General features: G+C 56.2%; 18 protein-coding genes and 2 tRNA genes. 12 read left to right on the plus strand and 8 right to left on the minus strand.

Features of this window, described 5'->3' with window-relative positions; all coding sequences use genetic code 11:
- Positions 1-94 precede the first annotated feature (94 nt).
- Complete coding sequence (locus V6607_RS23265; protein WP_169864275.1) at positions 95-1,372, minus strand: DUF445 domain-containing protein; 1,278 nt, start codon at positions 1,370-1,372, stop codon at positions 95-97.
- 310 nt (positions 1,373-1,682) lie between these two features.
- Here V6607_RS23265 and V6607_RS23270 point away from each other — a divergent pair, with 310 nt between their 5' ends.
- The 5 genes from V6607_RS23270 to V6607_RS23290 all read left to right on the plus strand — a co-directional run bounded on the left by V6607_RS23270 (position 1,683) and on the right by V6607_RS23290 (position 9,754).
- The gene (locus V6607_RS23270) at positions 1,683-2,333 is read left to right on the plus strand and encodes a hypothetical protein (RefSeq protein ID WP_338740931.1); all 651 of its coding nucleotides are present in this window, start codon (positions 1,683-1,685) and stop codon (positions 2,331-2,333) included.
- A 30-nt stretch (positions 2,334-2,363) separates the two neighbouring features.
- Positions 2,364-3,452 (plus strand): WYL domain-containing protein, encoded by a 1,089-nt coding sequence (locus tag V6607_RS23275; protein ID WP_169864273.1) that lies wholly within the window; start codon positions 2,364-2,366, stop codon positions 3,450-3,452.
- Between the two features lie 107 nt (positions 3,453-3,559).
- On the plus strand, positions 3,560-6,175 hold the full coding sequence (locus V6607_RS23280) for a PD-(D/E)XK nuclease family protein (protein ID WP_178123929.1): 2,616 nt from the start codon (positions 3,560-3,562) through the stop codon (positions 6,173-6,175).
- Between the two features lie 2 nt (positions 6,176-6,177).
- Entirely contained in the window at positions 6,178-9,363 is a 3,186-nt protein-coding gene (locus tag V6607_RS23285) for a UvrD-helicase domain-containing protein (RefSeq protein WP_170037960.1), read from the plus strand.
- A gap of 85 nt (positions 9,364-9,448) precedes the next feature.
- A complete protein-coding gene (locus V6607_RS23290; protein ID WP_047227866.1) occupies positions 9,449-9,754 on the plus strand; it encodes a hypothetical protein in 306 nt (101 codons plus the stop codon).
- Positions 9,755-10,092: 338 nt separating this feature from the next.
- On the opposite strand, the gene V6607_RS23295 is transcribed toward V6607_RS23290, so the two are convergent.
- The 3 genes from V6607_RS23295 to V6607_RS23305 form a co-directional block, all read right to left on the minus strand.
- A complete protein-coding gene (locus V6607_RS23295; RefSeq protein WP_170037958.1) occupies positions 10,093-11,070 on the minus strand; it encodes a hypothetical protein in 978 nt (325 codons plus the stop codon).
- An 80-nt stretch (positions 11,071-11,150) separates the two neighbouring features.
- Positions 11,151-11,513 carry a hypothetical protein gene (locus tag V6607_RS23300; protein WP_233097144.1) on the minus strand — a complete coding sequence of 121 codons (363 nt, stop codon included), beginning with the start codon at positions 11,511-11,513 and terminating at the stop codon, positions 11,151-11,153.
- Positions 11,514-11,587: 74 nt separating this feature from the next.
- Complete coding sequence (locus tag V6607_RS23305; protein WP_169864271.1) at positions 11,588-12,469, minus strand: hypothetical protein; 882 nt, start codon at positions 12,467-12,469, stop codon at positions 11,588-11,590.
- Positions 12,470-12,569: 100 nt separating this feature from the next.
- On the opposite strand from V6607_RS23305, the gene V6607_RS23310 reads away from it, so the two are divergent.
- The 4 genes from V6607_RS23310 to V6607_RS23325 all read left to right on the plus strand — a co-directional run bounded on the left by V6607_RS23310 (position 12,570) and on the right by V6607_RS23325 (position 18,488).
- Positions 12,570-13,643, plus strand: a complete 1,074-nt coding sequence (locus V6607_RS23310; protein ID WP_169864270.1) for a WYL domain-containing protein — start codon at positions 12,570-12,572, stop codon at positions 13,641-13,643.
- Between the two features lie 241 nt (positions 13,644-13,884).
- Positions 13,885-15,687: a DUF262 domain-containing protein gene (locus V6607_RS23315; protein ID WP_170037956.1), complete on the plus strand. Its 1,803-nt coding sequence runs from the start codon at positions 13,885-13,887 to the stop codon at positions 15,685-15,687.
- The gene (locus V6607_RS23320) at positions 15,684-17,957 is read left to right on the plus strand and encodes a DUF262 domain-containing protein (RefSeq protein ID WP_170037954.1); all 2,274 of its coding nucleotides are present in this window, start codon (positions 15,684-15,686) and stop codon (positions 17,955-17,957) included. The genes V6607_RS23315 and V6607_RS23320 overlap by 4 nt, the downstream gene beginning before the upstream one ends.
- A 201-nt stretch (positions 17,958-18,158) precedes the next feature.
- Positions 18,159-18,488, plus strand: a complete 330-nt coding sequence (locus tag V6607_RS23325) for a hypothetical protein (protein ID WP_170037952.1) — start codon at positions 18,159-18,161, stop codon at positions 18,486-18,488.
- Positions 18,489-19,185: 697 nt separating this feature from the next.
- Here V6607_RS23325 and V6607_RS23330 read toward each other — a convergent pair.
- From V6607_RS23330 to V6607_RS23340, 3 genes are all read right to left on the minus strand, one after another.
- Complete coding sequence (locus tag V6607_RS23330) at positions 19,186-20,514, minus strand: integrase arm-type DNA-binding domain-containing protein (RefSeq protein WP_042558340.1); 1,329 nt, start codon at positions 20,512-20,514, stop codon at positions 19,186-19,188.
- 233 nt (positions 20,515-20,747) lie between these two features.
- Positions 20,748-20,824: transfer RNA gene (locus V6607_RS23335), tRNA-Asp, on the minus strand.
- Positions 20,825-20,843: 19 nt separating this feature from the next.
- Positions 20,844-20,919 (minus strand) — tRNA-Val (locus V6607_RS23340).
- 161 nt (positions 20,920-21,080) lie between these two features.
- On the opposite strand from V6607_RS23340, the gene rdgC reads away from it, so the two are divergent.
- From rdgC to sugE, 3 genes are all read left to right on the plus strand, one after another.
- Entirely contained in the window at positions 21,081-22,001 is a 921-nt protein-coding gene (rdgC, locus tag V6607_RS23345; RefSeq protein ID WP_008430455.1) for a recombination-associated protein RdgC, read from the plus strand.
- Positions 22,002-22,156: 155 nt separating this feature from the next.
- The gene (locus V6607_RS23350) at positions 22,157-23,122 is read left to right on the plus strand and encodes a bile acid:sodium symporter family protein (RefSeq protein ID WP_003212369.1); all 966 of its coding nucleotides are present in this window, start codon (positions 22,157-22,159) and stop codon (positions 23,120-23,122) included.
- 107 nt (positions 23,123-23,229) lie between these two features.
- The gene (gene sugE / locus V6607_RS23355; protein ID WP_003190128.1) at positions 23,230-23,544 is read left to right on the plus strand and encodes a quaternary ammonium compound efflux SMR transporter SugE; all 315 of its coding nucleotides are present in this window, start codon (positions 23,230-23,232) and stop codon (positions 23,542-23,544) included.
- A gap of 102 nt (positions 23,545-23,646) precedes the next feature.
- Here sugE and V6607_RS23360 read toward each other — a convergent pair whose 3' ends face one another.
- On the minus strand, positions 23,647-25,521 hold the full coding sequence (locus V6607_RS23360; protein ID WP_003212372.1) for an MFS transporter: 1,875 nt from the start codon (positions 25,519-25,521) through the stop codon (positions 23,647-23,649).
- Between the last annotated feature and the right edge of the window lie 67 nt (positions 25,522-25,588).

Consider the following 25,588-nt stretch of genomic DNA (forward strand, 5'->3'; position numbering starts at 1 on the left):
GCCTTTTGTTTTGTCGGCCTTCGCCTGGAAATCTTTAAGCGGCAAGCTCACTGGGGATTTACACTCTCCTGAGGACCACGATTCAAAGTGCTTCTCACATCTGTAATGCAAACTCAGTCCCAAGATGAATGATCACCCCCACCAGCCCTCCCACCAATGTTCCGTTGATACGAATAAACTGAAGGTCTTTGCCCACGTGTGACTCCAGTTGCTCCACCAGTTCCTTCTCGTTCCAGGCTTCGATGCGTTCAGCGATGTAGCGGCCGATCTCTGAGCGATAGCGCTCAACCAATGGGCCCGCCATTGCCAGAATCTGGTCGTTTATCCAGGCCTGCATCAAAGCGTCTTCGCTCAATGCGTCACCAAGCTTGCGAGTACCCTCCTCCAAGCGCTGGCGCGTTGTGGAATCGCTTCGAGTAATGTCTTCCTCAAACCAGGTCACTACATCGTCGACCATGTCAGTCAGGTAGCTGTGCAGGGCCGGGTGTTGAACGAGTTGAGCGCGCAGTTGTGCCGCACGCAAACGAAAAGCTGGCTCCTCCTTGAGCTTATGCACCAAGGCTCCCAACTGCTGGTTGAAATGTTTGCGCAACGGGTGTTCAGTGTCGTGGTTGACCTCGCTGATCACGTCAGAGATTCGCTCGACCAACTTTGCCGATGACCAGTTGCCGGCAACGTTGTGCAGAGGCAGTTCCTTGCCGAAAACGTTGAACCGCAAGAACTCGAACTCCGTGGCCAGAACGTCGGCGATGCGTTTTTTTGTCGCTTCGCCTTGCAGTGAAACATCGACTTGATTCAATACGGCGTCGAGTACCTCCTGTGCCCTCCCATCATCGGTGAGCACTTCCAGCAACTGACCACTCATTTTTGCCAAATCAACTTCTTCCAGGCGCGCCAGAGCAGTGCTGCGTACAAACTGGCGCACACGCTCGTCACGCAGGGCGCCAATACCATGCCCAGCCAGCTTGACGGCTAAACCCGACAAGACTGCGGCGTTGTCTTCCTTCGACAGCCATTGCGCCAACCGCCTGGCAGTATCAAATTCGCTGACCTTCTGAAGTACCTGCTCACGTGAAAGAAAGTGAGTACAAATAAAGTCCCCCAGGTTGGCGCCAATACGCGCCTTGTTGCGCGGGATGATAGCCGTGTGAGGAATAGGCAACCCCAAGGGGCGTCGGAACAGGGCAGTAACGGCAAACCAGTCGGCGATAGCGCCAACCATCGCAGCCTCGGAGAAGGCTTTCATGTACCCCCCCAACACGGGATGGGAGTGGATCAACATCAAGGCTGCGACATAGAGCGCTGCCGCCAACAAGAACAACCCGGACGCTATTGCCTTCATCCGCGCCAACGGTGAATCGAGTTTCAACATCAAAAAACCTTAAATGTAAGTACGCAATGGAGGTCGTCGTCACCCGCTTCCGCGACCATTGGCCTCAATTTTTTGTCTGGGGCCTAGATATGAGCCTGCGCTGGATGGACACTCAATGCGTCATCCAAAACACCTGCCCTATAACGTATCAGTGAATAGATACAAAACTTTATTACGTGATAGCTTAACGCCATATCGCGTCATAATGTGTCGCAGGGCTCATTGAATGCTCAATCCCGCCCCTCATCCGCCGATAAAACCATGATCCTCAAGGTCCCGCGGATCCCCTCAGCCAAAGGAAGCACCTGGAATGGATTACCAGTCACTCAAGACACGCCACCGTAACGAACGCGACGCGCACCACCCAAACCTTGCGCTACGGGTTCACCGAGCCCTGAGCTGGCTCAATCGTGCGGAACAGGCAGAGGACGTTGACGGGCGCTTCATCTTCCTCTGGATCGCTTTCAACGCTGCCTATGCCACCGATATTGATGAGCAGCATCGATTGTCCGAACAGGAGGCATTCAAGGCTTTCCTGCAAAAACTTTGTACGCTGGACACCGAGCACCTGATCGAAAAACTGGTTTGGTCAGAGTTTTCCGGGAGCATACGTGCACTGCTGGACAACCCTTATGTTTTCCAAAGCTTCTGGGATTTCCAGAACGGCAAGATCAATGAAGCCATGTGGGAGGAACGCTTGCGTAACGGCAAACGTAGCGCTCATGCAGCACTGGCCGATCGCGATACAGCCAAGGTGCTGGGGGTGATGTTTAACAGCATCTATACCCTTCGCAACCAAATGATTCATGGCGGAGCCACCTGGGACGGCAGCGTCAATCGCACACAATTGCGTGACTGCTCAAACCTGCTGGCAAAGCTTGTCCCCCTGGTGATCCTTCTGATGCTCGACAACCCGAAAACATTGTGGGGCGACGCCTGTTACCCGGTGGTCAAGTCGTAACCCACCTCTCGCTTGCGCAAGGAAAAGCCCATGCCGTCCGCCAAATCGCATTCCACTGTCAGCCGCCAATGGGAGTTGCTCAAGCACCTGCCAAAGCGTGAGTCCGGTATCACCGTGACGGAGTTACTGGCGCGTCTTGAGTCCTCCGGTTTCAACATCAGCCGGCGCACCGTCGAACGTGACTTGATTGATCTGTCGCTGGTGTTCCCGTTGCAGTGTAGCGAAGGCACGCCACAAGCCTGGTACTGGACGCCTGGCGTGAATGTGGAGCTGCAAGGCATTACGCTGAGCGAAGCCTTGAGCCTGACCCTGGTTGCCGACACCATCCGCCCATTGTTACCCGCCAGCATGCTCAGCGTGCTTGAACCGCGCTTTGTGCATGCGCGGCAGAAACTCAAGGGACTGGAGGACGATAACGCGGCTGCCCGCTGGCTGGACAAGGTCGCCAGCGTGCGACCGGACCTAAACCTGCAGGCGCCGGATATCGACCCACTGTTGCTGGAAACATTGCAGAGGGCGCTGATTAATGAGCGTCAAGTGCAATGTCAGTATTACTCGGCACACAACGACAAACTCAGTGAACTGACACTCAATCCATTAGCCATGGTACAGCGTGGGTTGGTGACCTATTTGATCGCCACAGCGCATCCGTATACCGATGTGCGCCAGTTTGCGGTGCATCGTTTTCGCAATGTCGATCAGCTCGATAAACCCGTAGAGGGATTACAGGCATTTGACTTGTGTGAGTACCTGGCCAGTGACGCCTTGCAGTTCGGCACCCCCGAAAAGATTCAGTTTCAAGCTTGGGTTAGTGACCATCAGACGCGGCTGATTCGTGAGACACCATTGAGTGCGGATATGACACTGGAGCCGTTGGAGAATGGCTTTCGAGTACGCTCGACACTGAGCAACACCTGGCAGTTGCACTGGTGGATTTTGTCCCTGGGCGACTCAATGGTGGTGGAGCAGCCGCCCGAGCTGCGGGCTCAGATTGGCAAAACACTGCATCGTGCGGCGGCAGCCTACCGGCCACTGGATTCAGTGGCGGATGCAATAGGTACCGTGGTTTCGCTACAAAACCTGGCAGGCGCGACACAAACCGTCGCACCAGGTTCGTAGGGTAGCGCCACGTCGCTGATCAGCAGTCTATTTTTCCTTATGCAACAACGTGCCAATCACGGTGCGTTGAACCACCAGCGTTCACAAGGAGCGTCAACGTGTCAGAAATGCTTATCACGTTCGGCATGCAACTCGATGGTCAGCGGGCAACACGAGCCAGTAATCGATTAGGGGCGTTGACCGTCGGGCCACAGGGACTGCTGGATATTCTGGAGACCCAGCTGGGCCTAGTGGCACGTCAGCCTTGTGCGGCACAACGTACAGCCACGTACCGCGATTGCCTGGCGCACTGCAATAACCCACTGCGCTTCTATCATGCCAGTTTTTCCTCCGATGAATTGGGGGTGGCTGCTGCATTGCTGGCCTGGCGGGGTGATTTGTATTTGCACGGTTGGGATGGGCGCGTCGGTGCCGACGCCAGCCAACGTCTGAAAGACCTTGCCGAGATCGAGACTCAAGCTCGCGTGCAGGTCGCCCCTTCCATGGGACAGCGCTTGCAAAATGTTGCCAAAGCGCTGGGCTCTCGTCGCCCCCCGATCAAGACCGTGCTGTTGGCTGACGCTTTCGAGCTTTATCCACTGGCCTGGCAAATGGTGCTGAATCTCCTGCCTAACGAGCGCCTGGAGATACCGGAGGGTAAGGCGCAAGGTTTTCTGGGGCAGTTGCAAATGCAATTGCGCCAGAGCATTGCCGGTGTAGAGGTCACGCCCATTCAATGGCAAGAAGATGGCACAGTGCAAGTTGTTCAAGCGCAAACTCGAGCATTGGCCGCCAGCTGGCTGAGCCGCTCACTGGGCCAGGGCACCCCCACCTTGCTGGTGACGGGTGACGAGGGTGGTTGTCTTGATGGTCATTTTATTGGTGCCGGCCAGGCTCGCCATGGCCTCAATGGTAGCAGCAATCTACGCCCTGCCCTGCAGGTATTGTCACTGGCCATGGAGCTGCTTTGGGCACCAGCCAACTACCCGGCACTCCTGCAGTTTTTGACCCACTCGATATGCCCGATTCGTTTGTTTGCACGTCGGCGCTTGGCAACCAAAATAGCAAGCTCACCCGGCCTCGTCGGGAGCAAGTGGGAGGATGCACTGGAGGAAATCGCAGCGCATTACGCTGCAGATGCGCCCGACGTACTTGCCTCGATTGACGAGTGGCTGAATATGCCCACTTTTACGACTGACGACGGCGTGGCGCCCAGTGAGGTGCTGGTACGTGTCGAACGGTTGCTGAAGTTTTTTAAAGCACGCCTGGGGCACCAAGAGCCCGCGCATAGATTCGCGGCTCAGGCAGGTTACGCTCAGTGTGAAGCAGCACTAGACTCCCTCAAGACCTTGCATCTTCAAGGTGTGGAGCGGTTAAAACCGCGGCAGTTGCAGCAGGTCATCGAGCAAGCCACAGCCAGCGGCGTGGATAATCCATTGCTGGCCGCACAAGTCGGCGCCCACTTGAGCGTCTCGCGTCCAGGTGCGGCCATTGAGCAAGCCGACACAGTGATCTGGTGGCACCTGAGCATGCCGGTGTTACCGCCCCTGTCGCCCTGGTCCAAGGCCGAACGCATTCAATTGGCCGATGCCGGGGTGGCGCTACCGGACGGTGCCACACTACTGACTCAAGCAGCCCGTGACTGGCTGCGACCAGTCCTGGCAGCAAACTGCCGGCTGATACTGGTACTCGCGCCACCACGGGAGGAAAGCCACCCGCTCTGGCAAATGATCGAAGCCGTTGTGCAGCAGCCAAAGGTGCATATTCTCGAGGAGCTTCTGCATAACCCCGGCCCGCTTTGCCAAGTCCAAGCATCGGCGCCACTGCCACTGCGCAAACGCTGGTGGCGCCTGCCACCCGACATCCCGATCGAGACGCCTGAGAAAGCGTCTTTCTCGAGCCTCAACCTGTTGCTGTTCAACCCTTATCAATGGTTGCTGCAATACGGAGCCAAGATTCAGGCGTCCAAAAGCCAGAGCCTGAGCGACGGTTTTTTGCTCTATGGTTCGTTGACCCATCGCTTGGCTGAGCACTTTTTCACTCGGCCGGACGCGCTGAGCATGAGCACCACAGATTTTAACAGCTGGTTCTCGACCCACTTCCCCCGTGTGGTACGTGAAGAAGGCGCGGTGTTGCTGATGGAGGGACGCGGTGCCGACCTGGCAACACTGCGCCATCGTGCGCTGCGTGCTTTGACTCGACTGCGATCGCACTTTCTCAATGCTGGCATCACGGTCGTAACGTCTGAGCAGGCGCTGGCTGGTCGTTTCGAGGGTGGCGCATTGGGCGGCTCTGCTGACCTGGTATTGACCACTGCGCTAGGACATCGAGCCATCGTCGACATGAAGTGGTCGGGGGGCAAGAAATACCCGGAGCAGCTCAAGGCAAACCGCCATCTGCAGTTGGCGATTTATGCCGAGTTGCTTCGTCAGGACAGCGGTTCATGGCCTTCCGTAGCCTATTTCATCCTTGAGTCCGCGCGCCTGCTAACCCCGGATGACCAAACCTTCAGAGATTCAGAGCAAGTGCCGGCCAATCCGCCAAGCACAATGCCTCAGCTGTGGCTCAGTTTTACCGAGGCCTGGAAGTGGCGGAAGGCGCAACAGGCAGAGGGGCGGTTTGAAGTTGCGCTGCAAGGTATTGAAGAGGATGAGGACTCGATCCCTCCCGATCAGGCGATGCTGATGGAATACCTTAACGAAGCCTACAACGACTACCTGGCCTTGGCCGGATGGGAGCAATGACAATGTCGACCACCGCACACATCACATTTATCAGTGCTGGCGCCGGCAGCGGCAAAACTCACCGGCTTACTGAAATACTGCACCAGGAGTTGCTTGATCAGCAGGTCCAGCCTTCGGGTGTGATTGCCACGACCTTTACCCGAAAAGCCGCTGCCGAGCTGCGCGAGCGGGTCCGTAGCCACCTTCTCAAGCAGGGCCAAATCAATCTAGCCACAGCCATGGGCCAAGCCCGTATCGGGACCATCAACAGTATTTGCGGGCAATTGCTTGAGCGTTTTGCATTCGAAGCAGGCATGCCACCCGAGCAACGTGTGTTGGAAGAAAACCAGGCAGCCCTGCTACTGAACAAAGCGGTTGACCGGGTCCTTGATTGTGAACGCCTGGATAATCTACTCGCCGTCGCCCGACGTCTGGGCCTTGAAGACACCAATCAACAAGGCGACTTTGCTAATACCAACTGGCGCGATGAGTTGCGCAAGCTTTTGAGTCAGTTGCGCACCAACGACATTGATCTTGAACTGTCCCGTAGTTTTGCTGACCGAAATGCCAACGACATGCTGAAGCATTTCCCCAAACCGACCACAGCCGACTTGAACGGCGAGTTGTTGCACAGCATTCCTAAGGCACTGGATCTGTTACAGGCAGCTGGCAGCGATAAAAAGAACACTGAAGCCTACATAACGTTGCTTACCCGCTTCCACTATGAACTGCAGCAAGGCAACGCGCGCTGGAGTGATTGGGCAAAACTGGCGAAGGAAGCTCCTGAGGCAAAGCTCAAGCCATTGGTAACAACCCTCTCTGAAACCATTGGCCGCTACGCCGAACACCCGGATCTACATGGCGACATCCGCGCCTACCTCGAACAGGTTTTCGGCCTGGCCATTGATGTATTGAACGTGTACGAACACAACAAACGTGAGTTTGGCGTACTGGACTTTGCCGACCAGGAACATGCCTTGCTCAAGTTGCTGGACAACCCAGCCGTGGCGCAGGTGCTCGAGGATGAGCTCGATCTGATCATGGTCGACGAGTTCCAGGACACCAGCCCGATGCAGCTGGCGATATTCCTCAAGCTTTCACGCTTTGCCAAAAAGGTTTACTGGGTCGGGGATATCAAGCAGGCGATCTATGGTTTTCGGGGCAGCGACTGTGCGCTGATGCAAGCCATCCTCAAGGCATTGCCCGATATGGGTGGCAAGAAACAGGTATTGCCTAACTCTTGGCGCTCACGTACCGAGCTGGTCGAACTGGCGAACGATGTATTCAACAAAGCCTTCGCCAACAGCCTGGAAACAAAGGACGTTGAGCTGATACCGACCCGCACGGATCAACTACCCGGCCCAGCCTTCGCCAATTGGGTACTGGACGGCAAAAATGCCGAATTGCAAGTCAACGCGTTGGCCGAGGGGATTGGCCAACTACTGGCTAGCCGTTATCAGGTATTCGATAAACCCCGCCAGGAAGCCCGAGCGGTACGCTTGGGCGATATCACTGTGCTTTGCTACTCCCACAGTAACGTTGCGAAAGTAGCAGCAGCCCTCGCTACTCTGGGCATCCCCTGCTCCACAGCACAACCAGGGCTGCTAGCAACCGCAGAGGCAACTCTGGCACTGGCGTGTTTGCGCCGATTGAACGACCCGGCCGATACCCTGGCAACGGCACAGATTATCTCGTTAACCGAAACCGAAGGGCCGGAAAGCTGGGTTGCCGAGCGCCTGCGCTACCTCAATGCAGGACACCCCAAAGCGCAGTGGCGTGAACTGAGCCTCGGCGAGTTTTTGCAACACCCGCTTGTGGCGGCCGTTGCACAACTGCGCACAGATCTGCCAGTGCTGACACCAGTAGAGGCGTTGCAACGCCTGATCGCCGAGTGCGATTTACCCTCGCGTGTTACCGGCTGGTCAACCTCGACAGCGCTGGCGCAAAAGCGCTTGGCCAACCTTGATGCATTGATCGATCTGGCGCAGCAGTATGAGGATCTCTGTCGAAATGGATTAGGGGCGGCATCCATCTCCGGGCTGTTGTTGTGGCTGGACGAAATCGCCAACGCCAAAAATGATGCACTGGCCACTCCTGCGCTGGATGCCGTTCAAGTGATGACTCATCACGCCAGCAAAGGTCTGGAATGGCCGGTCGTGATTTTGATGGATCTGGCACGCGATATCAGCGACCGGTTATGGTCAGTCTCGGCTCAGTCCAATAGCGCATTCGATCCACATAAACCATTGCATGACCGCTTTATCCGCTACTGGCCATGGCCGCTGGGCAAACAGAAAGCGGTTCCGTTGAGCGAAACGTTCGAACAGACCGCCATGGGCCTGGCGTGCCGGGCTGAAGCCGTTGAAGAAGCAAAGCGCCTGCTCTACGTGAGCATGACCCGCGCCCGAGACCTGCTGGTCATTGCCCGTTCGAGTAGAAAGATCACAGGAGAGTGGCTCGACACTGTCCAGGCACCCTGGTTGATGACGCCTCCCGGGCTGTCGACTTTGAAGCTGCCGAATGGAAAAGAACTGCGCGCCGATTGCCAAACGCTCACTGCCAGTGATTCACCTGTGCCCGTGGCGGTGATTGAACAGAATCTGCACTGGTTTGCCCCGGTACAAGCGATCCAGCCTCGTTTGCCACTGGGCTTCCAACCGTCCAGCGGTGGCGCTCGCACCAGCACCGCAGCCCGCAATACATGCCGGATCGGCACTCGCATCGCCTTCCAAGGCAGCCCGGAAATGAGTGTATTGGGAACGGCCATTCATGCCAGTTTGTGCCTTTCATTCACTGACCCCAACTTCCCCCTCACCTTAGACGAAGTGCAGGACCTGTTGCAGAGCCACGCAGTGCACGAGCACGTGAATGCCAGTCAGGTCATCGCACAGCAATTGGCCTTGCACGCCTGGATCGAATCCCGCTGGCCAGAGGCCAAAGCCATGGCTGAGTACCCGGTGCAACAGTTGCTGCGCTCGGGTCAGGTGCTCAATGGTCGGATCGATCTTCTGCTGGACACAAAAGATGGCTGGGTGCTCATTGACCACAAATCCAACCCGGCGCCCGAAGCCCAGTGGGAGCGATTGGCCGAGGAACATGCTGGTCAGCTTGATGCTTACGCCCAAGCGATTGAGGCGGCATCGGGTCGGCCTGTCATCGCCGCATGGCTCTTTCTGCCGGTGGCCGCGGGAGCGATTCAGGTTTTTTAGCCGCCGACGTGATTCCACATTCGCGTAAACGACCAATCACGGCGGTCGGGTTGATCTCGGCCGCTGACATCACAAGGAAAAAAGCATGACGCTGTATGAATCAATCCTGCTGGAAGTGCGCAACGGTGCGCTGAGCGAACCCTTTGAAGTGCAAGAACTGACTAGCGAACGTCGTCGGGTCATGTGCTCTATAGAGCAGAAGCTGGTTGAAAAATATCGTATCGGATTCGAGTTCTTTATGGAATCGACGATCGGGACGACCATCGCCAACTACGCGCAGGACGAGCAGACGGGAGCCGGCGGCTACAATGTCGAACAGGGTGCCGAAGCAAAGTACCTGCGAGTCAAGCCTGGCGTATACAAAGTAAAAGAACTGAATGGTCCGCTATAGCCGCCAGGCAAAGTTTCAGGCTCAGGGCTAACCAAATAATCGCTTTACTTTCGCCACGGCCACTTCCAGGGCCGTGGCTTGTTCCATATTTACATCCCGACTTTTACAACGCGGGCAAACCTCAGGACAGTCTTCGAATCGCAAGACATCACTGAGCGGGATAACCGTTTGGCTCCAGCCACAATCTTTGCAACGCATGGTGAAAGGACGCACTGGCCTGACCATAGAAACCCCTCAATCTGTTGGCACTTATTCCAGACTACAGCGTGTTGCGACAAGATGAGTCGTTAGCCGAAATCAGATCCGAGCCTAGCGATGCCGTTCATTGACAGGATGTCTTAGAAACCTCGAGCAATATAGCCTCGCGTCCATAGATGCCGGCAGTCCTTGCACTCGAAATCCTGACTCACCTCATGGTCTGTCACGGTCACCTGCCGCGACTTGCGCTGCCCTGTCAATCTTTCGATGACAAGATGCTCCACGGATCGGACTTGATAAACCGCCTCATGAGAGCGGACCATCTTTATCGCTCTATGGTGACAACTGGGGCACTCTTTGTTTTTCTGGTGTTCGATCCAAAGGATCTGAAGATGGGGAATTAGCCAGCTTGAGGCGCTGAGCACTCCAGCGATGATCAACTGGTCCGCCGACTTGGCCGAGAACGTGATGATCTCGAACGCGCCAAGCACGCACAGCTCACCAAAAAAACTGCCCCAGAGTACAGCCCAGAGCAGTCGATACCTGCACAATTGCCGATAGCTCGACTCTCGTCTGGCAATCTGTTCAGCGAACGTTGTGTCTTCTGTCCGTACAGCTACGCCACTGACGGCTGACAAATACTCGTCACCATCGAAAGCGTTGTTATAGAACTGCTGAGCCTGCAACTGTAGCTGGGCACAAAATTCGTCCGGAAGAACCGTATGCTCATTTTTCTCGTCAGATTGAAGCTTGAGCTTCAGTACTTTGGCATCACACAGGCAGCGAAGAATCTTTTGAGATGGCTCGATGAAAAACATGCCGATTTCGTAGAAGCTACCCCCGCGATATTCGCTGCTTCTGTTTGTCTGGTACTTCAAGTCAAACCGTTGACGGTCGACCAATAGGGTCAATTGAGATGGTAACCAGCTGCCTGAGCGAGTGGTCTTGATCTCCACATCAAGAATCATGCGGTCTGAAGCAGGACGGATATTGCGGCGCCATGAGAAGGTAATCTCATACATGCCGGAGCGATGCCGGCAGTGGCGCAGGTGCTCAATCGTGGTGAGGCCATCGAACTCATCCCGTTCGACGGACACAAAATCGGACTTGATGTCCATCAAGCCCCCCCTTTCTGACTGATACACAGTTGATGTTCGTTAAACACCGCATCCTTAATGATCACTGGACTGCCGGGTGTTTACGTTCCTGTGTTCGGGTTCTTAGCGCGAGCCTTTGCCAGCATCTCGTCCAGCTGAGCCAGCAAATCGTCTGCGCTGATCTCGACAAACTCCCCGCATGATGCGGCCAAGATCTTCTCGGCAAATTCAGCGCTGTACTCCGGGTGAGGGTAGCCCGGGGCAGCTTTATCGATTGCTGTGAAGCACCACTCGCCGCCCACTTCCTGGCCCATAAGGCTATCGGCCTCCTGCAGGCCAAATAGCGTGGATTGATACTTCGCATCACAAAGATTTGGGCATGCCTGCATCACGGCCTTTCTCAAGTCACCAGCGCTGATGCCGTCAGCGGCGAGCTGCATAATCAAAGCCTGCAACGGATTCATGTCGCGCATCCTGCACCTCACTCATTTAGAATGACCTCCCCGTCAAGCAACGAAAGGAAGTTGTCGATCAGGTCTTAAGCCGCTAAAGCTAGACGCTGATCACCCAGGTCGTAGCCAATCATGAAGAGTGCAGCCTCCAGGGCACGCAGCGGGTCATTCGGAGTGGGCACCAAATGGAAGCGGCTGCCGGCGGCGCTTGGATGCGCCAGGACCGCACTCAGCACCCAACTGGCGCGCATATTCCACATTGCGTGATGATGGCCTGAGCGCAAGACCTTGAACTTGAGCCCGCCGGCACCAGGGTCGCGGCGCTTGGGAGCGAGCGTATTCTCTCCTTCCTTGGCAGCGGCCCAAGGGAAGCACAGCCCTTCAGGAACCTTAGACAATCCGTATGCAAGGCAAAACTTTACGACCATCCAGCCCAGACTTGCGGCAACGCGGCTGTCGTAGATGATGAAGTCTTTGCAGAGCAAGGAGTACACCTTGGTCATCCCAGAGTTGAAACGAAGGTTTTTCGAACGCAAGACAGGTGCATGGCTGTCGCCGGCGACTATCGCAGCTTGTACGTCTTGCAACATGCGGCCAAGCCCGAGCTCATTCTTCTTCAGCCAATCCACATTGTGGGCAGTTACACCCCCCCAGCGCATCACGTCGACGGCTGCATCTAGAGTGCGCGAGTCGCTCCCACAAGCATTCACCAAGTCCTGACGCAGGGCAGACAAAGCGATACCGTTGCTGCTGGAGCAAAACCCTCGATTGAAGCCTAAGCGGGCATTACCCGGATGGTTCCAACGGTAGTTTTCGAAGGCGTTGTACAGGCTGCTACATGACCATTTCTCATCAGTCTTGCGATTGACATATTGATGATTAAAGTGCACTTGTGAATCGAGCTCAGTGGCCAGCCAGCTGATGAACCCAGAAACGTCAGGAAGGGCTAGATAGGTTTGGTCGTTCATGAAATGCTCCTGTGGGCTGACACATGTAGTCGCAGGATTGCTTGTCAGCCAGTACATAGTCCCAGCAGATAAACCCACTTTTTGTCCCTGAGCTTCAGCAATGATAAATCATCACCGACGCCGTACCGCTTTGCGCAAAATTCTTCAACGCGAAGGCAAGTCCCTGTCGACGGCGGATATCCACACTGAACTATGTCGGTGGTTCAATGATTTCAGCCTCCATGTAAAAACCACACTGCGAGACCTCGAAGCTCTGACCGAAGCCGAGTTGGTAACTCAGGGTGAAACCGGCTCAGATAAGAAATCAAAATATTGGAAAACCGGTCGGGGCAGCTTCGACTTGACGCTCTCTCCCACAGAGGCAATGACGTTGGCCGCTATTTTCGACCACGCAGAGCGCTTCGGCTTCCCACCACATACGGTACAACTGACCAAGCTACGCGAATGCGCAACCACGGAAATAACCAAGCACTCCAAGCGGACTGTCGCCTGGACGCAGCAAATCACTTCGGGGACCCGTTTTACGCTGCTCAAACCCGGTAAATATGACCCTGCGCATCTCGACCTTATCCAAGGGGCGATTCTGGACGATGCTTCGCTTGAGGTGACCTACCTTCCAAGAGACGCCGGAGGCGTTGAGTGCATTTACCTACTTAAACCCTTGGCACTTTCCTATCAGGATTCAAACGTCTATCTGTCTGCCTACGTGCTCGAGGAGCAGTGGCCGCAGTCGGATCCACCCGCGTCAGACACCTACCGCGGCAAGTACAGCAGTAACGGCCCCAAGTCGATGTGCGCCCTCATGCTGCATCGAATGGTAGAGGTCAAGACGAGTTGGCAGAAAATACCTGGCCCGGCCAGCTACGACTTCAACTCCTTTGAGGTCCAAAAGCACCTCATGACGATACACGGCGAAAGTCCCATCCAACTCAAACTACGTCTTAGCCCCAACCTGCACAATCGGCTTACCGAGAACCCGCTGGCTGAAGACCAGGTTGTAGTGCAATACGCCGACGACCGATGGGACTTGAGCTGCACCCTCCACGACACCCAAGGCTTGCGCCTGTTCCTGCTCAGCAATGCTGGGGACATTGAAGTGCTCGCCCCTCCAGTAATACGAGCACACGTGCGCGAAACGCTTCGTCGAGCAGCGAGTGTATACGCGGGCGATTAATTGCCCGGACCGCAGATCCGATGCAATTGCGTAAGTGCTTTGGACATGGCTACCCAAACGTGCTGCCACTGACCAGACATAGGCATTCGGGATGTCGGGTGGACGCCTGGAAGGCTGAGTTTCATGGATTTTGCCCATCCGCCAGTCAAAATGATGGCAATGAGCCGCACTGGGTGATTGAATCCACGCGAAGCGCCAAACATCCCATGCCTACCCAGCACCCGATTCGAGATCGTAAATCATGGAAGAACTTTGCTTGGACTCACACAGTGTCGATTTGACTGCAGCAACGCTGGCTAGCAAATTCGTAGGCGATATTTCTGGTGTTTTCAGGGTGCCTGGATACCAACGTGGCTACCGTTGGGACACTACGGATGTGGACCGCCTGCTGAACGACATCTGGCAGGCGTTGAAAACCGCAGAACTGGACCAGCCCTATAATCTACAGCCCATTGTGGTCAAACAGCATTCACGAGGCTCTACGGCGCAAACATGTCAATGGGAATTGGTCGATGGGCAGCAGCGCTTGACCACGATCTACCTGATACTGCTCTACATGCATAAAACGGGTTTGAACAAGGCCCCGCTGCCCTATTCACTGCACTACGAAACCCGCCCAGGGAGCGCAACATTTCTCGAAAGGCTCGGCGATGAGGAGCTGGAAGACTACGACAGCAACATCGATTACTTCCATTTGCACAGGGCTTATCGCTGTATTGGTCAGTGGTTCGATAAACACGGTGCTCGCACTCAATTCGCGGCCAACAAATTCTACGAAGCGCTGTTCGAGAAAGTCGCGGTGATCTGGTATCAGGCCCCCGAAGACATGGATGCCACGGCCCTGTTCACTCGATTGAACGTCGGCCGGATACCGCTGACGGATGCGGAGTTGGTCAAAGCGTTGCTGCTGTCCAGGATCAAGGTCGAGCATGCCGATCGAGCCGCCGAGGTCGCCAGCCAATGGGACATCATCGAGCGCGATCTCCATGCCCCCGAGCTGTGGGGTTTCATCTGTGGCAATTCGCCGAAGGTTACCGACCGCTACCCGACCAGGATCAGCCTTTTGCTCGATTCGCTGGTATCCGGCAGCCAGTCACGCAAGTCGACCCGCTACCATACCTTCGAGTCTCTGCGGCCGGATATCGAAACAGACCCACTGGCATTCTGGCTGCAGGTTCTCAACCTGCATGACCTGATGCTTGGCTGGTTCAACAACCGCAACCTGTTTCATAAGGTGGGTTATCTGGTACTCACAGGGACGGACTTCGGAGAACTGGCTCGTTTGTCCGCAAACCAGAGCAAACGTCAATTCGAACAGGACCTGGATCACCGCATCCAAGATTCACTGAGCCTCAAAGCTTCGGACGTGGAAGCGCTCAGCTATGACGACCGAAAGCACTACGACAAGTTGCTGAACCTGCTGTTGCTGGTGAATGTCGAAACCATGCGCCGGGTGCCACACGCCAACCAACGCTTCCCCTTCCACATGCACACCGATACGGCATGGTCGCTGGAGCACATCCATGCGCAGGATGCCGAGAACCTGACCAAGGCCGAACAATGGCAAACCTGGTTAAGGCTGCATTTGACCGCGCTCAGTGAGCTGGCGCCCGATACCGTCCCGCAACAGTCGCAGCTGTTTGAGGAACTGAAGACAGCGCTTGAGCAAGTCGGCACGGCGCAGAACTTTGGCAACACCTTTCAAGACCTGGCCAGTCGTGTCGTCGCCGCTTTCAATGCGCCCGACGAGCAGACTGCCTCTGCTCATGGCCTGCACTCCATCGCCAACCTAGTCCTGCTGTCGAGGTCGGACAACAGCCTGCTGAGCAACGCGGTGTTCGAGGCCAAGCGGCAAATGCTTCTGGATGTAGACCGAAAGGGAGGCTACATACCGGTGTGCACGCGCAATGTATTCCTCAAGTACTACACCCCGGCGAACGCGCACCAGAACCATTTCTGGGGCCCTCAGGATCGCAATCATTACCTCGATACAATCCTCGAGATCGCCAAGCCCTATTTCCTGAACGAAGAGAAAATGGCATGAACCACACACTCACGTCGTACATTTCACTCTTCGACAAAAACTTGCAGGCGACTCATCGAATCCAAAGAATCGAAATCCCGCTGATCCAGCGCGACTATGCACAAGGCCGTCATGGCGCATCGGTGGAGCGAATCCGCAAGGACTTCGTCGACGCCTTGCATGATGCCGTCATGCATGACGACCGTCCCATCAGCCTGGATTTCATCTATGGCGATGTCGTGGACGGCACCCTCTATCCCCTGGATGGCCAACAACGCCTGACCACGCTGTTCCTGCTGCACTGGTACCTGAGCTGGCAGGCCGGCGAGCCCATCGAAGGGCAAGCATGGCGCAACTTCACCTACGCCACCCGCGCCAGTGCCCGACAGTTCTGCGAGGCATTGGCCAACTATCGACCACCCGCCGGCGAGACCGATTTGAAGGGTTGGATTGTCGATCAGCCCTGGTATTTTCACGGGTGGCAACATGACTCCAGTATCCGAGCCATGCTGGTCATGCTGCAGGCGCTGGAACAGCGTTTTGCCAGCGCCAGCAGCGAAGCATTCGCTGCTGCCTGGGAACGTCTTGCCGCGACCGACCATCCGGCAATCAGCTTCCACCTGCTGCCGGTGGTGAAGAACAAGCTCAATGACGATCTCTATATCAAGATGAACTCTCGCGGCAAGCCGCTGACGCCGTTCGAAAACTTCAAAGCGCATTTCGAGACGTTGCTCAAAAGCGCCTGTCCTGCACAAGCCGACGATTTCGCACACAGGGTTGATACCGTGTGGACGGACGTCATCTGGGCTTACAAGGACGCTGATCAGCTTATTGATGATCAATTCATGCGCTACTTCCGTTTTGTGTTTGACCTTTGCGCCTGGCGCGAGGGTAATCGCGCCGACAGCAAGGCCAGCCTCGATCAGTTGGCACAAAGCCTGTTTGCCAGCGACCAAGCGAAGGCGGTCGAGCACCTGAACTACCTGTTTGCAGCCTTCGATATCTGGGTCGACCTGGACACGAGTGATGCCTTCAACACCTGGCTGCGTGCAGCCGACGCTCGATCCCCATCGGCCCTGCTGCTGTTCAATCCTCTGCGCACCCAGCCCGGCCAGAGCCGCATCGACCTCTTCGGTGGTTGCTGCCGGCATTACGGGGATTCCGAGTGGAGTCAGGCTCATAGCCTTCTGCTCTACGCAGTGCTGCTGCATCGCATGCACAACACCGCTGATTTCCCTGAACAGTTACGTATCGTGCGCAACCTGATCGAAGCGTCCGGTGGCGGTGAGATGCGCGCCCAGAACATGCCCGCCTTATTGGAAGATGTACGCCGTGTCATAGTCGACGGAACCCTGGACGGCGTATCGACCTTCAATCAGAAGCAGATCGCGAACGAAAAGGACAAGATCAACCTACTTGCCGCCCACCCGTCGCTGCGAAAAGCGGTCTACCAACTGGAAGACAACAGCGTGCTGCACGGCGCACTGGCCGTGTTCGACCTCGACCCAGCTCTGGACCCTGCAATTTTTGCCCAACGTGCCTTAGCGTTTCTTACCTTGTTCGAAGATGCTCACTGTTGGCCACAGTTGACCGGCGCACTGCTCTCGCTGGGCGATTATTCGCGCAAGCAGGATCGTTATGGCGGCTACCGATTTTTCGATTTCGGCTCGCCGCGCAGTGAAGCAGTCTGGCGGGATCTGCTTGCGAGCAGAAAGAGTCCCGAGTTGGTACAACCCCTTACCGAACTACTCGATCAGGTCGCGCAAAGCGGTAACGATCTCGCCGTACTCAAAGAGATTCAGCAGGCGTTCCTCACCGCGTGCGAACGCGACCACGTGCTGGACTGGCGTTATTACCTGGTCAAGTACCCGCGCATGCGTGAAGGTAACTCGGGCCGCTATGCCATCAGCCAACGTGGCTACAGCATTTGCATGCTGGACAAGACAGTCATGCGCAGTTACTACCGCGACCCCTATCTCTCGGCGGTGGCGACCACGAGCGGCTTGAAGGTTCCAGACAACAACCTCTGGTTTTATGGATACGAAACCCTGCGTCGCGGGCTGGAACGAACGGGTGGTACTGTCACCATCGAAAGTGTCGACGACGGATGGAAACTCGAAAACTTACCTGACGACCCTGAACTCGCACGGAATATGGAGGACTTACGTGCAAGCTTCAACATCGGCAGTGACCAGATATATCGAGTGCCACAGGAAAACGGCATAGATGCTACTGACCGGATCATACAGGGTGCCAAGTTGCTCCTTGCAATGGATGAGCTCGGTCTCTAGCGGCAGGATCGGCTCAAGGGTTAGCCGGTTTCTGATTAGTAAGACTGTTGACGATGGTTGTCCAAATGTCGGCTTTGCCAAAAGCCGACATCTGCCCCCGACTGATCAGGGACAGACCGGCTTGAGTACCAGTTTTCGAAATACTGGCTTGATCCATTGATTCACCATTACAATTCCACTCTAACCAAGGAGTGAAATCGGATGGCGTTTTACATCGAAAGTGTGGGTGAGGCCGTGATTAGCCTTCAAAATGAGGAGTTTCGAGTTGACTCCGACACCTTGAAGCAAGGTGATACTGTTCAGACAAGTCAACAAGCCTATGATGAGGACGACGTCGAATTCGAAACTTCGTTCTTCGCTATATCGCGGGGTGAAAACACCGAAGAAAAGCAGCTCTTCACATGGAGGGTGGAGTACACCCAACACTTCAGCACTGGCAAGCTATTTATTAACGCCACTGAATGTGTAACTCCAGGCGCGCTAATGATAAAAGACCTCAGCTTCAGTGTAGCCGTAGATGAAAATGAGTAGTTAAAAGGAAGTTTTCACCGGGCGCTTTACTTTAAGCGCCCATAGCCTCAGCCATTACATGCACTAACGATGGATGGGCGCACATCTACATCGAATCTATTCAATGTGACGAGCCTCGAGAAAGCTTACTTTGCCAGTCGCTTCGAGCTTTGCCTGACTACCCGGTTCGGGCCTGCCTCCGAACACCAGAAAAATCGACCTCCCACAACGCTTATCATGCGACGATCTCAGCTCAAGCAATGCGACGTGATGGGTTCACGCTTGCCCTGCCTCCTGAGACCATCTGACTGGCTCCACCCGCCCTCACTGCTGCGACAGGCACGGGAACTCTGCCAGCTGCAGGACGAAAACATCCACCGTAAGCAGTTGGTGATCGGCCTCGCCCTAATTTGTCATATCCTTCTGGTGGTGATCAGAAAAAATCTGAAGACAGCTAGTCGTGTCGATGTCAGCTAGCCCCCCCAATAGAAAATTCGCGAAAAGGAAAAGATCGCAGCCAATACAATCAGAACTGATCAGACTTGACAGGTTTCAACGCGACGAAGCCCCGAATGGCCCTTTAAGAGCTTTTTGCTAACGGTGACCCAACGGTGACCAAAATGATCAAATCCCAGAAACAACAAAGCCCGGTGGTTTCCGAACCGGGCTAAGTCATTGAATAATATGGTCGGGACGGAGTGATTCGAACACTCTACCCCTAGCACCCCATACCATCACCGGCAGACTCCTGCTGCGCGTTCAGAAAATCCATTGAACGTCGACCGCTCTGCGCCATGTATGCTTCTGGCCTAGGTGGAGCAAAGCCGACCTCTAGGGCATCTAATAAATCCGCCCAATATTGCATCATCCTACGTCTCGGCTCGACGTATTCTGCATGATTGTATGCAGCCCGAATTTGGTTGGTATCAGCGTGTGAAAGCTGCGCCTCAATCCACTCTTCTACAAAGCCAACCTCGTTAAGCGCCGTGGAGATGGTAGCCCTGATGCCATGACCGGTGAGCCTTCCTTTGTAACCCATACGGCTAATCGCGGTGTTAAGGGTATTTTCACTGATCATTTCCTGCGGTTCGTATCGGTGAACCAGCAGATACCGCGCACCGCGCGCCCTTAACTGCATCAGCCGCTGCACAATTGCAATTGCTTGGGTAGACAGCGGAACCACATAAGGTGGGATCTCATTCCCCTGGGTTCGAACACGACTCCGGAGTTGCTTGACACCCTCCGGCGGCACCAGCCAGATCCCCTTGTCGAGGTCGAATTGGTCTGGCGTCGCCGCCCGTAGCTCTCCTGTACGTACCCCTGTCAACAGCAATAGACGAATACCAAGCCGTGTCGCTTCTGCACACCCATAGTGGGTTACGGTCCTGAGCAGTCCTGGAAGTTCATTTACCTGGAGGAAGGGATTATGGCGAACTGGCCGCGGCGTCTCGGCAACGATATCAAGATCTGCTGCTGGGTTCACATCAACGAGCCCTTCCGCCATGGCAAAACGGAAGATCTGGTTGAGCCAGGTGCGCACCTTCCGAGCAGAGACCAGCGCCCCTCTGCGCTCAATTCGCCTAATGAGCTCCAGCACGTCACCACGAGAAATATCTGAGATCGGAAGATCGCCCAAACACGGCAGCATGTCCTTCTTCAGGTATTTGCTCGCTTGCCCTGCACTGCCCTTCTTACTTTTCGTCAGCTTTTTACTTCGGAACTCATGCCAGCGACCAGCAACCGCTTCAAACGTGTTGTTGGCGGCGTGAGAGGCTTTTTGGCGCTCGGCGCGACGATGTGAGCGGGGATCGATATTGTTGGCCACCAGCGCACGTGCAGCCTCTCTCCGCTGGCGAGCCTCCTTGAGACTGACGTCGGGATAGATGCCAAGGGAAATACGCAATTGCTTGTCATGCCAATAGAAACGGAAATGCCAGCGCTTCGAACCCGTCGTGGGCACTTGCAGAGATAAGCCATCCCCATCAGTTAACGTATAAGGCTTGCTGGCGGGCTTGGCTTGCTTGATCGCTGTATCTGTCAGAGCCATCAGACACCTCCTTTTGCATCAAGGAGGGGAATACAACCCAGCGGTAGACGGACCAATACGAAAATTGATGCGTAAGGAATCGTAAAAGGCTGTGCCAGCGGTGTACTTAAATGTGTACTTAAAAACCGTGGCTGGAGATGGATTCCAGTGGAATTCAGAAAACGAAAAAAGCGGCTCAAGGCCGCTATTTCCGTAGCTTCCAGGCGTTCAGTGGGCCTTAGTGGAAGCAAATATGGCGCAGCGGACGGGACTCGAACCCGCGACCCCCGGCGTGACAGGCCGGTATTCTAACCGACTGAACTACCGCTGCGCGTAACACATAAAGCGAATGGTGGGTGATGACGGGATCGAACCGCCGACATTCTGCTTGTAAGGCAGACGCTCTCCCAGCTGAGCTAATCACCCTTCACTTTCGGTGTGGCGCGCATTCTACGGAGCGACCCATGGTCTGGCAAGCACTTTCTTAAATAATTTTTTTCAGGCCTTCCAATGGCTTAGCGAGGGTTGGCCTATGACGCCATGAGGAGAATAATGCCCCCCTTTGTATATAAGGAGAGACTCACCCCATGTGGTTCAAAAACCTGCTTATCTATCGCCTGACCCAAGATCTGCCTGTTGATGCCGAGGCGTTGGAAACTGCACTGGCCACCAAACTGGCGCGCCCTTGTGCAAGCCAGGAATTGACCACTTACGGTTTCGTCGCCCCTTTCGGTAAAGGCGAAGACGCGCCACTGGTGCACGTCAGCGGTGATTTCCTGCTGATCGCTGCGCGCAAGGAAGAACGTATCCTGCCGGGTAGCGTGGTGCGTGATGCGGTGAAGGAAAAGGTCGAAGAGATCGAAGCCGAGCAAATGCGCAAGGTCTACAAAAAGGAACGCGACCAGATCAAGGATGAAATCATCCAGGCCTTCCTGCCGCGCGCGTTCATCCGTCGCTCGTCGACCTTCGCCGCCATCGCGCCGAAACAAGGCCTGATCCTGGTGAACTCCGCCAGCCCGAAACGTGCCGAAGACCTGCTGTCCACCCTGCGTGAAGTGATCGGCACCCTGCCGGTACGTCCGCTGACCGTGAAAACCGCGCCAACCGCCATCATGACCGACTGGGTCACCACCCAGAAACCGGCCGATGACTTCTTCGTCCTCGACGAATGCGAACTGCGCGACACCCACGAAGACGGCGGCATCGTGCGCTGCAAACGCCAGGACCTGACCGGCGAAGAGATCCAGCTGCACCTGACCACCGGCAAAGTCGTGACCCAGTTGTCCCTGGCTTGGCAGGACAAGCTGTCCTTCATGCTGGACGACAAAATGACCGTCAAGCGCCTGAAGTTCGAAGACCTGCTGCAGGATCAGGCTGAACAGGACGGCGGCGACGAAGCACTGGGCCAGCAGGACGCCAGCTTTACCCTGATGATGCTGACGTTTGGCGACTTCCTGCCGGCGTTGGTTGAGGCACTGGGTGGCGAAGAAACCCCACAAGGTATCTAAAGCCTTGTGAAGATCAAAATGTGGGAGCGGGCTTGCTCGCGAATGCGTCCTTTCAGTTGATATCTTCCTGGCTGACACACCGCATTCGCGAGCAAGCCCGCTCCCACATTTGATCGCATGCGCACTTCCAAAATCGAATAACAAGGACCAACCCCATGCGTGCACTCGCCGCCTTGAGCCGTTTCGTCGGCAATACCTTCGCCTACTGGGTGCTGATTTTTGCCGTGGTTGCGTTCCTGCAACCCGCCTGGTTTCTCGGCCTCAAAGGCGCCATCGTGCCGCTGTTGGGCCTGGTAATGTTCGGCATGGGGCTGACCCTCAAACTTGAAGATTTCGCTGAAGTCGCGCGCCATCCGTGGCGCGTGGCATTGGGTGTGGTCGCGCATTTCGTGATCATGCCCGGCGTGGCCTGGCTGCTGTGCCAGGTCTTTCACCTGCCACCGGAAATTGCCGTCGGTGTGATCCTCGTCGGCTGCTGCCCGAGCGGCACGTCGTCCAACGTCATGACCTGGCTGGCCCGAGGCGACCTGGCCCTGTCGGTGGCCATTGCAGCCGTCACCACCCTCCTCGCTCCGCTGCTGACGCCCGCGCTGATCTGGCTGCTGGCCTCGGCCTGGTTGCCGGTGTCGTTCATGGAGTTGTTCTGGTCGATCCTGCAAGTGGTACTGCTGCCGATCGTGTTGGGCGTGGTGGCGCAGCGCTTGCTGGGCGCCCGGGTACGGCATGCGGTCGAGGTGTTGCCGCTGGTGTCGGTGGTCAGCATCGTGGCGATTGTCGCCGCCGTGGTGGCGGCCAGCCAGGCGAAGATTGCCGAGTCGGGCCTGTTGATCATGGCGGTGGTGATCCTGCATAACACCTTTGGCTTCCTGCTGGGCTATTTCACCGGCCGTGTGTTCGGGCTGCCGCTGGCACAACGCAAATCCCTGTCGCTGGAAGTGGGCATGCAGAACTCCGGCTTGGGCGCCGCACTGGCAAGTGCACACTTCTCACCGCTAGCCGCAGTGCCGAGTGCGCTGTTCAGCGTCTGGCACAATATTTCCGGGGCACTCCTGGCTACGTACTTCCGGCGGATGAGCGAAAAGGAAGACCGCGAATTGTTGGCGGGCAAGTCCGAAACTTGATCACCTGATCAATATTCGGCAATCTACCGGGCTTCGCGGGGACGACCCTGCGACGCAATCAAGCGCTTAATCCGGGGACGACCCCACTTCTATAAAGGAAGGTCACCATGTCCTGGATCATTCTGTTTTTTGCCGGACTGTTTGAAGTCGGCTGGGCCGTCGGACTGAAATACACCGACGGTTTCAGCAAGCCACTGCCCACGGCCCTGACGATTGCCGCCATGGCCGTCAGCCTCGGGTTGCTGGGGCTGGCCATGAAGGAACTGCCACTGGGTACCGCCTATGCCATCTGGACCGGTGTCGGTGCAGTGGGCACGGTGATTGCCGGGATTATCCTGTTCGGGGAATCCATGGCGTTGTTTCGACTGGCCAGTGTGGCGTTGATTATCTGCGGGCTTATTGGGCTCAAGATCAGCGCTTAGGCCACTACCGCCTTCGCGAGCAAGCCCGCTCCCACATTTGGAATGCATTCCAAGTGTGGGAGCGGGCTTGCTCGCGAAGAGGCCCTCAAATACACCAAAAAACTACCTGACACTCCCGCGCAATTCCCCCACCACCCCATGCAACGCCTCGGGCGTCGCCGCCTCCACCGTTACCGGCGCGCCGGCCACCAGGGTCACTCGCGACCAGATCCGGTGGAAGAAGCCCTTGTTCGGATCGCGACTGAAAAAACTCCCCCACAACCCCTGCAACGCCATCGGAATCACCGGCACCGGCGTCTCTCCAAGAATCCGCGTCACGCCGCTTCGGAACTCGTTCATCTCGCCATCGGAGGTCAATTTACCTTCCGGGAAGATGCACACCAGCTCGCCGTCCTTAAGGTAGTGGGCAATCCGCTGGAAGGCCTTTTCGTAGATCTGGATGTCCTCATGCCGCCCGGCAATCGGAATCGCCCCGGCAGTGCGGAAGATAAAGTTCAAAACCGGCAGGTTGTAGATCTTGTAGTACATGACAAAACGAATCGGCCGACGCACCGAACCGGCAATCAACAGCGCATCGACAAACGACACGTGATTGCACACTAGCAACGCCGCGCCCTCGTCTGGGATCAGCTCGAGGTTCTTGTGCTCGACGCGGTACATGGAATGGCTGAGCAGCCAGATCATGAAACGCATGGTGAACTCGGGCACGATCTTGAAGATGTAGGTGTTGACCGCGATGTTCAGCAGCGACACCACCAGGAACAGCTCGGGAATCGACAGCTTGGCCACGCTCAGCAGCAGGATCGAGACGATCGCCGAGACCACCATGAACAGCGCATTGAGAATGTTGTTGGCCGCGATCACCCGCGCCCGCTCGTTCTCGGCGGTACGCGACTGAATCAACGCGTACAGCGGCACGATATAGAAGCCGCCGAATACGCCAAGGCCGAGGATATCGAACAACACCCACCACGCCTGGCCGTAACTCAGCACGGCGATCCAGTCGTTGGCCTGGACGTTCTGCGGGAAGCCGCCGGAATGCCACCACAACAGCAGGCCGAACACGGTCAAACCGAACGAGCCGAACGGCACCAGGCCGATCTCGACTTTGCGCCCGGAGAGCTTTTCGCACAGCATCGAACCCAGTGCGATGCCCACCGAGAACACCGTGAGGATCAGCGTTACCACAGTCTCGTCGCCGTACATCCATTCCTTGGCGTAGGCCGGGATTTGCGTCAGGTAGATCGCGCCGACAAACCAGAACCACGAGTTGCCGACAATCGAGCGCGACACCGCCGGTGTCTGCCCCAGGCCGAGCTTCAAGGTGGCCCAGGACTGACTGAAGATATTCCAGTTCAGGCGCATCTCGGGGCTGGACGCCGCCGCGCGCGGAATGCTGCGGCTGGCCAGGTAGCCCAGCACCGCAATGCCGACGATGGCCGTCGAGACCACCGGCGCGTAATGGGTGGACGACATCATGATCCCGGCGCCAATGGTGCCCGCGAGGATCGCGAGGAACGTGCCCATTTCCACCAGGCCATTGCCGCCCACCAGCTCATCTTCGTGCAGGGCCTGGGGCATGATCGAGTACTTCACCGGCCCGAACAGCGCCGAGTGCGTGCCCATGGCAAACAGCGCCAGCAGCATCAGCTCCAGGTGGTTGAACATGAAACCCACCGCGCCCACGGACATGATCACGATTTCGCCGATCTTGATCACCCGGATCAGCGCGTCCTTGTTGAACTTCTCGCCAAATTGCCCGGCCAGGGCCGAGAACAGGAAGAACGGCAGGATAAACAGCAACGCGCAGAGATTGACCCAGATCGAGCGGTCGCCCTCGATGGTCAGCTTGTAGAGAATCGCCAGGATCAACGACTGCTTGAATATATTGTCGTTGAACGCACCAAGGGACTGGGTAATGAAGAACGGCAGGAAACGCCGTTTGCGCAGCAAAGTGAATTGCGAGGGGTGGCTCATCGTCCGTGTTCCTGCGTGGCCTGAAGGCTGTTATTGGTTTTTCCAGGCCACGACTTTACCTAATCCT

The sequence above is a fragment of the Pseudomonas sp. KK18 genome, assembly GCF_037094675.1.
In the GTDB taxonomy this organism is placed as follows: domain Bacteria; phylum Pseudomonadota; class Gammaproteobacteria; order Pseudomonadales; family Pseudomonadaceae; genus Aquipseudomonas.